The organism is Microbacterium sp. Root280D1 (genome assembly GCF_001428975.1).
GTDB lineage: Bacteria > Actinomycetota > Actinomycetes > Actinomycetales > Microbacteriaceae > Microbacterium.
On sequence record NZ_LMJK01000002.1, the window covers coordinates 363,289 to 376,429 of the forward strand.

11 protein-coding genes are annotated in these 13,141 nt (G+C 68.8%); 7 read left to right on the forward strand and 4 right to left on the reverse strand.

What is annotated here, in order from left to right:
* Positions 1–149 precede the first annotated feature (149 nt).
* The 5 genes from lysA to prfA all read left to right on the forward strand — a co-directional run bounded on the left by lysA (position 150) and on the right by prfA (position 7,134).
* Complete coding sequence (gene lysA / locus ASE34_RS07825) at positions 150–1,559, forward strand: diaminopimelate decarboxylase (RefSeq protein WP_056278376.1); 1,410 nt, start codon at positions 150–152, stop codon at positions 1,557–1,559.
* 66 nt (positions 1,560–1,625) lie between these two features.
* Positions 1,626–2,933, forward strand: a complete 1,308-nt coding sequence (locus tag ASE34_RS07830) for a homoserine dehydrogenase (RefSeq protein WP_053095745.1) — start codon at positions 1,626–1,628, stop codon at positions 2,931–2,933.
* Positions 2,934–2,935: 2 nt separating this feature from the next.
* Positions 2,936–3,865: a homoserine kinase gene (gene thrB / locus ASE34_RS07835; protein WP_053095746.1), complete on the forward strand. Its 930-nt coding sequence runs from the start codon at positions 2,936–2,938 to the stop codon at positions 3,863–3,865.
* Between the two features lie 198 nt (positions 3,866–4,063).
* Positions 4,064–6,043: a transcription termination factor Rho gene (rho, locus tag ASE34_RS07840; RefSeq protein WP_056278378.1), complete on the forward strand. Its 1,980-nt coding sequence runs from the start codon at positions 4,064–4,066 to the stop codon at positions 6,041–6,043.
* Between the two features lie 11 nt (positions 6,044–6,054).
* The gene (prfA, locus tag ASE34_RS07845; RefSeq protein ID WP_056278381.1) at positions 6,055–7,134 is read left to right on the forward strand and encodes a peptide chain release factor 1; all 1,080 of its coding nucleotides are present in this window, start codon (positions 6,055–6,057) and stop codon (positions 7,132–7,134) included.
* 27 nt (positions 7,135–7,161) lie between these two features.
* Here prfA and ASE34_RS07850 read toward each other — a convergent pair whose 3' ends face one another.
* Together ASE34_RS07850 and ASE34_RS07855 are read right to left on the reverse strand one after the other, a co-directional pair.
* Positions 7,162–7,815: a response regulator gene (locus tag ASE34_RS07850; protein ID WP_056278385.1), complete on the reverse strand. Its 654-nt coding sequence runs from the start codon at positions 7,813–7,815 to the stop codon at positions 7,162–7,164.
* Positions 7,812–9,461 carry a sensor histidine kinase gene (locus ASE34_RS07855; protein ID WP_321163934.1) on the reverse strand — a complete coding sequence of 550 codons (1,650 nt, stop codon included), beginning with the start codon at positions 9,459–9,461 and terminating at the stop codon, positions 7,812–7,814. The genes ASE34_RS07850 and ASE34_RS07855 overlap by 4 nt, the downstream gene beginning before the upstream one ends.
* Positions 9,462–9,618: 157 nt before the next feature.
* Between ASE34_RS07855 and ASE34_RS07860 the strand changes: the two genes are divergently transcribed.
* On the forward strand, positions 9,619–11,163 hold the full coding sequence (locus tag ASE34_RS07860) for a CitMHS family transporter (protein WP_056278388.1): 1,545 nt from the start codon (positions 9,619–9,621) through the stop codon (positions 11,161–11,163).
* 18 nt (positions 11,164–11,181) lie between these two features.
* On the forward strand, positions 11,182–11,595 hold the full coding sequence (locus ASE34_RS07865) for a hypothetical protein (protein ID WP_053095751.1): 414 nt from the start codon (positions 11,182–11,184) through the stop codon (positions 11,593–11,595).
* Positions 11,596–11,608: 13 nt separating this feature from the next.
* Here ASE34_RS07865 and epsC read toward each other — a convergent pair whose 3' ends face one another.
* On the reverse strand, positions 11,609–12,178 hold the full coding sequence (gene epsC / locus ASE34_RS07870) for a serine O-acetyltransferase EpsC (RefSeq protein ID WP_053095752.1): 570 nt from the start codon (positions 12,176–12,178) through the stop codon (positions 11,609–11,611).
* Between the two features lie 7 nt (positions 12,179–12,185).
* Positions 12,186–13,124 (reverse strand): cysteine synthase A, encoded by a 939-nt coding sequence (gene cysK, locus ASE34_RS07875; protein WP_053095753.1) that lies wholly within the window; start codon positions 13,122–13,124, stop codon positions 12,186–12,188.
* Positions 13,125–13,141: the final 17 nt, after the last annotated feature.

The window sequence follows — 13,141 nt, forward strand, 5'->3', positions numbered from 1 at the left end:
TCCACCACCTTAGGAGTCGGTGGGATGTGTCCGCAGGGGGTTGACGCCGGGCGTCACCATGACTGATGCGGCATGCACGGTGCCCTAGAATCGGGGGCAACCTCGCAGTGCGCGCATCCGCCCGAGACCCGTCCCACGATTGGTGTTCCTTGCTTTCCCCTGCCGACTCGCTCGCCCCGGAATGGCTCGTCGTGCCCGACGACGCGAATGATCTTCCCACCGCCGTGTGGCCGGCGTCCGCCGTCCGCGGTGACGACGGAGCGCTGCGGCTCGCGGGGATCTCCGCCACCGATCTCGCGGAGTCGTACGGCACGCCGCTGCTCGTGATCGACGAGGACGAGGTGCGATCTCGGGCCCGCGCCTTCCGCTCGTCCTTCGACGCGGCCGCCGCCGCCCACGGCACGACCGCGCGGGTGTATTACGCCGGCAAGGCGCTGCTGACCACGACGATCGCGCGCTGGGTGACCGAAGAGGGACTCAACGTCGACGTGTGCACCGGTGGTGAACTCGAGGTCGCACTCGCGGCCGGCGTCTCTCCGTCGTCGCTGGGGTTCCACGGGAACAACAAGTCGGTCGCCGAGCTCGAGCGCGCGGTCGAGGTGGGCATCGGCACGATCATCGTCGACAGCGCGATCGAGATCGAGCGTCTCGCGGCCATCACCGCCAGGACCGGCGCTGTGCAGCGGGTGCTGGTGCGGGTCATCAGCGGCGTGCACGCCGAGACGCACGACTTCCTCGCGACGGCCCACGAAGACCAGAAGTTCGGCTTCCCGCTGCCCGAGGCCGAGCAGGCCGTCGCCCGCATCAGGGAGATCCCGGGAATCGAGTTCGCCGGCCTTCACTGCCACATCGGATCGCAGATCTTCGGCGTCGCGGGCTTCCGCGAGTCGGCGTCGCGCGTGCTCGAGCTCCATGCGACTCTCCTCGAGGGCGGACCGGTTCCGCAGCTCAACCTCGGCGGGGGGTTCGGAATCGCCTACACGAGCGTCGACGATCCGACGCCGATCGAGACCCTCGCGGGCGAGATCGTCGCCGCCGTCGCCGAAGGCTGCGCCGCGCGAGGCATCGCCGTGCCCGCGTTGTCGTTCGAGCCAGGCAGGGCCATCGTCGGCACTGCCGGAGTGACGCTCTACGAGGTCGGGACGACCAAGGACGTCGCGCTTGATTCGGGCGCGACCCGGCGCTACATCAGCGTCGACGGCGGAATGAGCGACAACGCCAGGACGGCGCTGTACGACGCGCAGTTCTCGGCTCGACTCGCCTCCCGGGTCGGCATCGGCTCGCCGCAGCTCAGCAGGGTCGTGGGCAAGCACTGCGAGTCCGGCGACATCGTCGTCGACCATGAGTACCTTCCGGCCGACGTCTCTCCCGGCGATCTGCTCGCGGTCCCCTCGACGGGTGCGTACTGTGCGCCGCTCGCGAGCAACTACAACCATGTCCCTCGCCCTCCGATCGTCGCTGTGAGCGACGGCCGATCGGCGGTCATCGTCCGCGGTGAGACGATCGCCGACGTGCTGTCTCGCGACGTCGGTGTCGCGGCCCCCGAGAGCCACGGGTGATCCGCGCGACGAACGACGCGGTCCCCGACGAAGCACGACTGAACCACCCTCCTAAGGAGAGATGCAATGACGACTGAGTATCGACGACTTCGGGTGGCGCTGCTCGGCGCCGGAGCGGTCGGCTCCCAGGTGGCCGCCCTGCTGCTGCGCCACGGCGATGAGCTCGCCGACCGGGCGGGTGCCACGCTGGAGCTGGCCGGCATCGCGGTGCGCAACCTCGATGCGCCGCGCGAGACCGATCTGCCGAAAGAGCTGTTCACGACCGATGCCGAATCGCTGATCCTCGGCTCCGACATCGTGATCGAGCTGATCGGCGGCATCGAGCCCGCCCGCACGAGCATCCTGCAGGCGATCGGCTCCGGTGCCGACGTCGTGACCGCCAACAAGGCGCTGCTGGCCACTCACGGCCCCGAGCTCTTCGAAGCGGCCGACCGCGTGGGCGCATCCGTCTACTATGAGGCCGCCGCCGCCGGTGCCATCCCGATCATCCGCCCGCTGCGCGACTCTCTCGCCGGTGACCGCGTGGTGCGCATCATGGGAATCGTGAACGGCACGACCAACTACATCCTCGACCGCATGGACACCGAGGGCGCCGACTTCGCCGATGTGCTCGCCGACGCGCAGCGTCTCGGATACGCCGAGGCCGACCCGACCGCCGACGTCGAGGGATACGACGCCGCGCAGAAGGCCGCGATCCTCGCGAGCCTCGCCTTCCACACGGCTGTTCCGCTCGACGCCGTGTACCGCGAGGGCATCACGACCATCACCGCGTCGATGATCGATGAGGCGCGCGCAGCCGGCTTCGTCATCAAGCTGCTCGCCGTGTGCGAGCGCATCGAGGCCAACGGCACCGAGTCGATCTCGGTGCGCGTGTACCCGGCCCTCGTGCCGACGTCGCACCCTCTCGCGTCGGTGCACGGCGCCAACAACGCCGTGTTCGTCGAGGCCGAGGCTGCGGGCTCGCTCATGTTCTACGGCGCAGGCGCCGGTGGCGTGCAGACCGCATCCGCCGTGCTCGGAGACGTCGTGTCGGCGGCCCGACGGCACATCGCCGGCGGCGTCGGCGTGGGGGAGTCCACCAGGGCCAACCTCCCGGTGGTGCCGATCGGTCATGTCACCACCCGCTACCAGATCACCCTCGAGGTCTCGGACGCCCCCGGTGTGCTCGCGACCGTCGCCGGCATCCTCAGCGACGGATCGGTCTCCGTCGCGACCGTGGTGCAGACGGTCGAAGGAGAGGACGAGCCCACCGCTCGTCTCGTCATCGGCACGCACCGGGCCACGGACGCCGCGCTCAGCGCCACGGTCGACGCACTCGCCGCCAGCTCTGTCGTCGAGCGGGTCGTCTCGGTGCTCCGCGTGGAAGGCGAGTGACGATGGCGGCAGGGCGCACGGTCGAGGTGACCGTGCCGGCGACCAGCGCCAACCTCGGTCCCGGATTCGACACGCTCGGACTCGCGCTCAGCGTCTACGACACGCTTCTCGTGACCGAGCTCGCCGCCGGCGAGCTCGAGATCGAGGTCTCGGGTTCCGGCGCGAGCGAGATCCCTCGTGACGACTCGAACCTGATCGTCCGCACGATCGCTCACGTGTACGCCGACGTCGATCGCGCCGTCCCGGGCCTGCGCATCGTCGCGGAGAACGGGGTGCCCCACGGGCGCGGACTCGGGTCCTCCGGCGCGGCGGTCGCGGCGGGGATCCTCGCGGCGAAGGGCCTGCTCGAGGGCGACGTCGACATCGACGACGCCGACATGCTGCGCCTCGCCACCGAGATCGAAGGGCACCCCGACAACGTGGCTCCCGCGCTGTTCGGCGGTCTGACGATCGCCTGGGTCGGCGAACGAGGTCCCCAGCACAAGAAGCTCCTCGTGCACCGCGGCGTCTCGCCGCTCGTGCTCGTTCCGTCGTACACGATGTCGACGTCGAAGGCGCGATCGCTGCAGCCGCCGCAGGTGTCGACGGCCGATGCGGTCTTCAACGTCTCGCGCTCGGCGCTGCTCATCGCCGCGCTGATGCAGAGCCCGGAGCTGCTGCTCGACGCGACCGCCGACCGACTGCATCAGGACTACCGCGCCGAGGCGATGCCCGAGACGCAGCGGCTCGTCCAGACGCTCCGTGCGGCAGGTTTCGCCGCCGTGGTGTCCGGCGCCGGACCCAGCGTGCTGGTTCTCGCAGACGGCCCCGGAAGTCGTCAGGACGCCGTGGAACTGGCGGAATCGACGACCGACACCCCGTGGGATGCGCTGCTGCTCGCGGTCGACGTGCGTGGTGGTACAGTGGGGAATCGAGCGGAGGGCTCCACGTAACTGCGTGAATCTGGCCCCATTGCAACTCTGCAAGACCCGCACGCAAAACCCCTGTCGCACTGCTCTCACCGAGAACCTCGTTCTTTCCGAGAACCCAGTGCAGAGGCTGGCTGACGCCGAGCGTCAGCCCGTGCGATCGCGCGCAGCACCCGTTGTGCGCGTGCCGCTCATGTCCCCGAGACCAAAGAGGGAGTACTCGTGGAGAATTTCTCCGAGACCCAGAACGACCAGGCGGCACCCGCCGCCGAGGCTGCGGCGAAGGCCGCGAGCTCCGACGCCGCGACCACCGCCGCGACCGAGGTCGCACCGGCCCGCAAGCGCGCTCCGCGCCGTGCGAGCACCGCGACCGCCGCCGCGAAGGCTGAGAAGGCCGAGAAGGCCGCAGCATCCACCGACAGCGCACCGGCCACCGAGGCTCCCGCATCCGAGGCACCCGCCGCCGACGCGGCACCCAAGGCGAAGGCCCCTCGCCGCAGCCGTGCGAAGAAGGCTGACGCAGAGAACGCTGAGTCTCCTGCGGCGACCGCCGAGGCTCCTGCAGCCTCCGCGCCGGCACCCGCCGAATCCACCGAGACTCCCGCAGCGAAGACCGCAGAGTCCAACGGCTCCGCGGACGCCGGTTCCGCAGAGGCGGGTTCTGCCGACGAGCCGAAGAAGACCACCGGTCGCGGACGCCGCACGGCGAAGAAGCCTGCTGCCGAGGCCGAGACTCCCGCAGCCGAGAAGCCCGCTGACGCCGCACCGGCCGAGGCAGCACCCGCGGCGGACTCCTCCTCTGATTCCGGCGACGGCGAAGAGCAGGGCGGTCGCAACCGCAACCGCAACCGCAGCCGTAACCGCGGACGCGGCCAGAACGGCAACGGCCAGGGCGGCGAGCAGCAGCCCCAGCAGCAGCAGCCGCAGACGGCACCCGCCGAAGACGAGGGCGGCAACGGCCGCAACCGTCAGCGCAACAAGCGCCGCGGCGGCGCGCCGACGGACGAGTTCGACACCGAGATCGGCGAGGACGACGTCCTCGTCCCGATCGCCGGAATCCTCGACGTGCTCGACAACTACGCCTTCGTCCGCACGACCGGATACCTCGCCGGCCCCAGCGACGTCTACGTGTCGCTCGGACAGGTCAAGAAGTACAACCTCCGCAAGGGTGACGCGATCGTCGGCTCGATCAAGCAGCCCCGCGAGGGTGAGCAGCAGGGCCGCCAGAAGTACAACGCGCTGGTGAAGGTCGACTCGATCAACGGCCTGTCGATCGACGACGCCGCGACCCGTGTGGAGTTCGGCAAGCTCACGCCGCTCTACCCGCAGGAGCGTCTGCGTCTCGAGACGGCGCCCGAGAAGCTCACGCAGCGCATCATCGATCTCGTGGCCCCGATCGGCAAGGGACAGCGCGGCCTCATCGTCGCGCCGCCCAAGGCCGGCAAGACGATCGTCCTGCAGCAGATCGCCAACGCGATCGCGCAGAACAACCCCGAGGTCCACCTCATGGTTGTGCTCGTCGACGAGCGCCCCGAAGAGGTCACCGACATGGAGCGCACGGTGAAGGGCGAGGTCATCGCCTCGACCTTCGACCGTCCGGCAGAAGACCACACCACGGTCGCCGAGCTCGCCATCGAGCGCGCCAAGCGTCTCGTCGAGCTGGGCCGCGACGTCGTCGTGCTGCTCGACTCGATCACCCGCCTCGGCCGTGCGTACAACCTCGCTGCTCCGGCATCCGGACGGGTGCTCTCGGGTGGCGTCGACGCCTCGGCGCTGTACCCGCCCAAGCGCTTCTTCGGTGCTGCGCGCAACATCGAGAACGGCGGATCCCTGACGATCCTCGCCACGGCGCTGGTCGAGACCGGCTCCAAGATGGACGAGGTGATCTTCGAGGAGTTCAAGGGCACCGGCAACAGCGAACTGCGCCTGTCGCGCCAGCTCGCCGACAAGCGCATCTTCCCGGCCGTCGACGTCAACGCGTCGAGCACCCGCCGCGAAGAGATGCTGCTGTCGACCGACGAGGTCAAGATCACCTGGAAGCTGCGTCGCGCCCTTGCAGGCCTCGACCAGCAGCAGGCGCTCGAGGTCGTCCTGGGCAAGCTCAGGGAGACCCACTCGAACGTCGAGTTCCTCGTGCAGATGCAGAAGTCGATTCCGACGCTCCCCTCGGGTGCGCACGGACACGACAACAACATCCGCTGAGCGGAGCCGGGGTGTTCGAGTCCGTCCAGACTCTGATCGACGAGCATCGCCGGGTGCAGGAGGAGCTCTCCGACCCGGCGGTGCACGCCGATGCTGCTCGGGCGAAGCGCGTCAACCGTCGCTACGCCGAGCTGTCGCGGATCGTCGCCGCCTATGAGGCGTGGGCGGCGGCATCCGATGACCTCGACGCCGCGAGGGAGCTCGCCCGCGAGGACGAGGCGTTCGCCGCTGAGATCCCGACCCTCGAAGAGGGGGTGCAGTCATCGCAGGAGAAGCTGCGCCGACTGCTCATCCCACGCGATCCCGATGACGCGCGCGACGTCATCATGGAGATCAAGGCGGGGGAGGGCGGCGCCGAGTCGGCGCTGTTCGCCGCGGATCTGCTGCGCATGTACATCCAGTACGCAGCCTCCAAGGGCTGGAAGACCGAGCTCCTCGAGCGCAACGAATCCGATCTCGGCGGCTACAAGGACGTCCAGGTCGCGATCAAGGGATCGTCCTCGGACCCCGCCCAGGGCGTCTGGGCGCACCTGAAGTACGAAGGCGGCGTGCACCGCGTGCAGCGCGTGCCCGCGACCGAGTCGCAGGGGCGCATCCACACCTCGACCACCGGAGTGCTGGTGTTCCCCGAGGTCGACGAGCCCGACGAGATCGCGATCAATCAGAACGACCTGAAGATCGATGTCTTCCGGTCCTCGGGCCCGGGCGGTCAGTCCGTCAACACGACCGACTCGGCCGTGCGCATCACCCACGTGCCCAGTGGAATCGTCGTGTCGATGCAGAACGAGAAGTCGCAGCTGCAGAACCGTGAGGCCGCGATGCGCGTGCTCCGGGCGCGACTACTGGCGAAGCAGCAGGAGGAGCTGGATGCCGCGGCATCCGATGCACGCAAGTCACAGATCCGCGGCATGGATCGGTCCGAGCGCATCCGCACCTACAACTTCCCCGAGAATCGCATCGCCGACCATCGCACGGGATTCAAGGCCTACAACCTCGATCAGGTGATGGACGGCGCTCTCGAGCCGATCATCGAGAGTGCGATCCAGGCCGACGAAGAGGCTCGACTCGCCGCGGTGGGCTCCGACTCCTGAGGTGACGCCGCTGAGCTGCGGCGCGGGTCAGGAGCGGGCCGCGTACCGGTGCTCCGGCCGTCCGGTCGCCCCGTAACGCAGGCGGACCTCCACGACCGTCCGAGCAGCGAGAGCCGCGAGGTGGCGCTGCGCGGTGGCGCGCGAGATCCCGACGCGCTCTCCGACTTCTGCGGCCGACGCCTCGCCGTCGCCGAGAGCGGCGAGCACCAGCTGCTCGGTCGCGGATCGCGAGACAGACACCGGTTCTCCGGATCCGTGGAGGATCGCCAGGGCGCGATCGGTGTCCTCCTGGCGAAGGGGACGATCTCCGGCGAGCAGGTTGCGATACCGCGCGTAGCGCTCGAGCAGGCCGACCAGCGCCCGACGATCGAACGGCTTCAGCAGGTACCCGACGGCGCCTGATCTGAGCGCGCGTCGAATCGTCGGCGCGTCGTCGGCGGCCGAGATGAGGATCGCGTCCACGCCGCTCTCGCGCACGAGGGCGATGCCGTCTCCGTCCGGGAGGAAGACGTCCGCCAGGAGGAGGTCAGGGCGTGATGAGCGGATGCCGTCCCGTGCCTCGGCGAGGGTGCGGACGGGCTCCAGTGCCGAGAATCCGGGCTGGTCGTCGATGATGCTCCGGTGCAGTCGTCCGACGCGGAAGTCGTCGTCGAGGATCAGCACCCGCAGGGGATCGTTCATCGGTTCTCCTCAGTCGTCGATGTGTCGGTGACGGCGCCACCGAGTCGAGCGGCGAACACGGCACCGTGCTCCTCGCCTCCTGCGTCGATGATCCAGAGATCGCCGCCGCGGCGTCGCGCGATGTCTCGAGCCAACGGGATGCCGAGCCCGCGGCCGTGCACGCGGTCTGTGTCGTCGTCGCGCGGCTGACTCGGAGCCATCGGGTCGATCCCCGCGAGTCCCGGTCCCGAGTCTGCGACCGTGACGACGAGCGCGTCGCCGTCTCCGAGCACCGCGACCTCGACCCAGCGGGGAGTCCGCGCTCCGGCGACGGCGGCGGTCACCGCGTTGTCGACGAGGTTGCCCACGACGGCGGCGACGTCCTCCGGTTCTGCCACGCTGCCGATCAGCTGGCTCTCGTCCGCGACGCGCAGGGAGACGCCGCGTTCACCGGCCTCGATCCCCTTGGCGCCCAGGAAAGAGTGCAGGAACGGGTCGCTGAGCAGGTCGAGCCCGGCGACGGGGAATGCGACCGAGCCGCGCTCGACGAGCTCATCGAGGAATCCCCGGGCATCGTCGATCCTGGCTGCGTCGATGAGCCCCGCGACCACGTGCATCCGGTTCGCGAACTCGTGACGCTGCACGCGCAGGGCGGCGGTCACGGCTTGCACGGTCTCCAGTCGCTCCGTCAGAGCGATGAGGTCGGTGCGGTCACGGATGATCAGCACATGTCCGAGCGGCCTGCCGTCGCGGATCACCGGACGGGAATCGAGGTAGAGCACGCGGTGGTCCACGACGGTGCTCGACGTCGTGGGCGCTCCCGTCGCGGTCTCGACGACAGCGGTCGGCAGCGAGAGCTCCGCCAGCCGTCGTCCCACAGCGGCGTCGAGACCGAGCATCCGATCGGCCGCATCATTGCTCACCCGCACGATCCCTGCCGTGTCGACGGCCAGGACGCCGTCATCCACGCCATTCAGCACTGCTGTCTGGTTCTGCACGAGCGCCACAAGCTCCTCGGGCTGCACGCCGAGCGTCAGGCGCTCCCAGCGACGGCGCAGCAGCAGGAACGCGAGGAAAGCCAGCGCCAGGGCACCGGCGGCGGTGATGCCGATCACCGCGAGCAGCGGAGGCAGGTCATCGAAGACGCCTGTGCGCTCGAATCCGACGCTGACCTCGCCGACGGGGATCCCCGCATCGTCGAGCACGGGGACCTTGGCGCGAGCCGACTCGCCGAGGGTTCCGGTCTGCCAGTCGACCACCTCGTTCCCGGCGAGCACCTCCTCGAAGGGTGTGCTCACCATCTGGCCGATGCGTGAACTGGTCGGATGGGCGAGGCGGATGCCGTCCTCATCGGCGATGACGACGAACAGTGCACCGGTGCGGTCAGAGACGTCCGCTGCAAGGCGCGCGAGCTCGCCCTTCCTGAGCTCGTCCGGGTCCGGCGCCTCTTCGGCGGCCGAGATTCGTGCGACCTCGTCGCGGACCTGCGGGTCCTCGGCGAGGGTCCGGGCGATGCCGAGGGCGGTGGACTCGGCTTCGGTGCGAAGCTGCTGCACGGCGAGAAGGAGGTACACGCCGGTGCACATCACGACGACAAGGGCGACCGTGGCGAGATGCAGCAGCAGCGTGCGGGTCGCGAACCGAGGTCGCGTCGTCGTCGTCGACACCGTGGTCCTTCCTTCTCTGCTCCCGCGCAATATGCGCAGAACCCACGCTACGCGCACAACATCCGAGAATGCGGCATACCGCGCTCTGCGGGGAGGGATTGCCTAGTCTCGTCAGGATCCGTCGCAGTCGACGGAGCTTCGACGAAGGAGTCACAGCATGCTCGATGCACTCACCGGCCTGTCCACGGCCGCAGAAGAGGCGCCGACCTACGACCTCGCGTTCGTGCCGCCCGAATGGGTTCTGGTCCTCCTGGGCTTCACCATGGTGCTGGCCTTCATGACGCTGATCATGACGAAGCGACTGACGCCCATGGTGGCGCTGATCCTCGTGCCGACCGCGTTCGGGCTGTTCGCCGGTGCGGGGCTCGGCATGGGCGACATGATCCTCGATTCGATCGCCACGATGGCCCCGACCGCAGCGCTGCTGATGTTCGCGATCATGTTCTTCGGCATCATGATCGACGTCGGCCTGTTCGATCCGCTGATCCGGGTGATCACGCGTGTTCTCGGCGATGACCCGGCGAAGGTCGTGCTGGGAACCGCGATCCTCGCGGGAGCCGTCTCGCTCGACGGCGACGGCTCGACGACGTTCATCATCACGACGTCGGCGATGCTGCCGATCTACCTCCGTCTCGGCATGAGTCCGGTCGTCCTCACGTGCGTCGCCGGCTTGATGAACGGCACTCTGAACATCGTTCCCTGGGGCGGGCCGACGGTGCGCGCGGCGACCGCTCTGGGACTGCAGCCGACGGACATCTTCGTCCCCATGCTGCCGGCTCTCGGCGTCGGCATCGTCGTGACGCTGGGCTTCGCCTGGATGCTCGGGCTGGGGGAGCGCCGCCGACTCGGGCGCCTCGACTCCGAAGGGCTCCTCACGGGTTCCGACGGCGGTGCTCTTTCTACAGTGCCGAAGATCTTCCGCGGTGCCGGACCGAAGCCCGGCGCCCGTGCAGCGCTCCGCACCGGCAACATCGTCGTCGTCGCCGGTGGGCGAGGCCCCGTCGCCGCGGCCAGCGTCGACCCGGCCGACACCGCCATGGCGGACACCATGCTCGACCCCGCGCGCCCGACGCTGAGGCCGCGACTGATCTGGTTCAACCTCGCGCTCACCGTCGCCGTCATGGTGCTGCTCGTTCTCGACATCATGCCGCTCCCGTACGTGTTCATGGTCGGTGCCGCCGTCGCGCTGCTGGTCAACTTCCGAGGGATCAAGGAACAGGCGTCCGAGATCGTGGCCCATGCGCCCAGCATCGTCGGTGTCGTCTCGATGGTGATCGCGGCCGGAGTCCTGGTCGGCGTCCTGACCGGCACCGGGATGGTCGATGCGATGGCGACCTGGATCACCGACGTGCTTCCGCCTGCGCTCGGCCCCTTCCTCGCACCCATCACCGGTGTTCTGTCGATCCCGTTCACATTCTTCATGTCGAACGACGCCTTCTACTTCGGCATCCTGCCGGTGCTGTCGCAGAGCGCGGCGACGTTCGGCATCGACCCCGTCGAGATGGCGAGGGCATCGATCATCGGTCAGCCGGTCCACCTGCAGAGCCCGCTCGTGCCGGCGATCCTGCTGCTCGTCTCGCTCGCCAGCGTCAACCTGGGCGATCACCACAGGAAGGTGCTGTGGCGCGCGGTGATCGTGTCGCTCGTGATGCTCGCCGTCGGCATCCTGTCGGGCGCGATCCCCTTCTTCGTCGCCCAGTGAGAGCGATATGCTCGGCGCGTGATCACCTTCCTCTTCCGCGCGCTGATGTACGTCATCTCGGCCGGTCTCGGTCTCATCGTGGCCGACCTCGCGCTCGAGGGATTCCAGATCCAGTGGGACCAGTGGTGGGGGTTCGTGCTCTGCATCCTGATCTTCGCCGTGCTGCAGAGCGTGCTCTCACCGTGGGTCAGCAAGATCGCGGATCGCTATGCACCGGTTCTGATGGGCGGCATCGGCATCTTCTCGACGCTCATCGCCCTCGTGGTCGTCGTCCTGCTGCCGATCGGCGGGCTGCGCATCGTCGATCTCGTGGGCTGGCTGCTCGGATCGGTGATCGTCTGGCTGATCACGGCGCTCGGCAGTGTGCTGCTGCCACTGATCTTCCTTCGCAAGAAGGTCGACAAGGTGAGGTCTCGCCGCGGGGCGGCCTGAGAGCGCGGGCGCGTCAGATCGAGTAGTCGGGTGCGGTGAGCACCGCTCGGGTGTCCTCGCCCATGACCCGTGCACGGGGCTTGGCGGGCACACCGACGAGGATGCTGTCCGCCGGGGCGTCGCGCGTGACCACGGCATTCGCTCCGACCACGGAGCCCTCACCGATCGTGATCGGTCCGAGGATCTTCGCGCCTGCTCCCACGGCCACGCCGTCGCCGAGCGTCGGATGCCGCTTGCCTGAGTCACGCGTGCGGCCGCCGAGAGTGACCCCGTGATACAGCATCACATCGTCGCCGACCTCTGCCGTCTCGCCGATGACCACGCCCATGCCATGGTCGATGAAGAAGCGTCGACCGATCCGCGCGCCGGGGTGGATCTCGATCCCGGTGAGCCATCGCGACACCTGTGATGTCGCACGGGCGAGCAGCCGCAGCCGGCGGCGCCACAGCGCGTGCGAGACCCGATGGGCCCAGATCGCGTGCATCCCCGGATACAGCAGTGCCACCTCGGCGCCGCTGCGCGCGGCGGGGTCGCGAAGTCGGGCTGCCGCGATGTCCTCGCGCATTCGGCCGATCATGTCCATCGGGAGTTCAGGCCTCGCGCAGATCCTCGTAGAGCGCGGTCGAGAGGTAACGCTCGCCGAACGAGGGGATGATGACGACGATCGTCTTCCCCGCAGCCTCCGGGCGCTGGGCGACCTGCAGAGCGGCCCAGATCGCGGCTCCGCTCGACATGCCCACGAGGATGCCCTCGCGGCTCGCGGTCTCGCGCGCGACACGGATGGCATCGTCGAACGTGACGTCGATGACCTCGTCGAGAACATCACGATCGAGGATCGGAGGCACGAAGTTCGGTCCGATGCCCTGGATCTTGTGCGGCCCGGGGTGTCCCTCGGTGAGGATGGGCGAATCCTTGGGTTCGACGGCGACGATCTTCACCCCGGGGACGCGCTCCTTCAGGACCTGACCGACGCCCGTGATGGTTCCGCCCGTGCCGATGCCGGCGACGAGGTAGTCGACGGAGCCCTCCGTGTCGCGGAGGATCTCCTCGGCCGTCGTGCGGCGGTGGATCGCGGGGTTCGCCTCGTTGGCGAACTGCTTCGCGAGAATGGCACCCGGAGTGCGGGCGGCGATCGCCTCCGCCTCGGCGATCGCGTTCGTCATGCCCTTCGTGGGGTCGGTGAGGATGAGTTCGGCGCCGAACGCCTTGAGAAGGAGGCGCCGCTCCTTGGACATCGACGCGGGCATCGTGAGGATCACCTTGTACCCGCGTGCGGCGCCGACCATCGCCAGCGCGATACCGGTGTTGCCGCTGGTCGCCTCCACGATCGTGCCTCCGGGCTTCAGCTCGCCCGAGGCCTCCGCAGCGTCGACGATGGCGATGCCGAGCCGGTCTTTGACGCTCGAGGCCGGGTTGTAGAACTCGAGCTTGGCGAGAACTGTCGCGCCGAGGCCCTCGGTGACCCGGTTCAGACGAACCAGGGGAGTGTTGCCGAAAGCGGAGGTGATGTCGGAGTGGATACCGGGCATGGGGAGAGCCTTCCTGT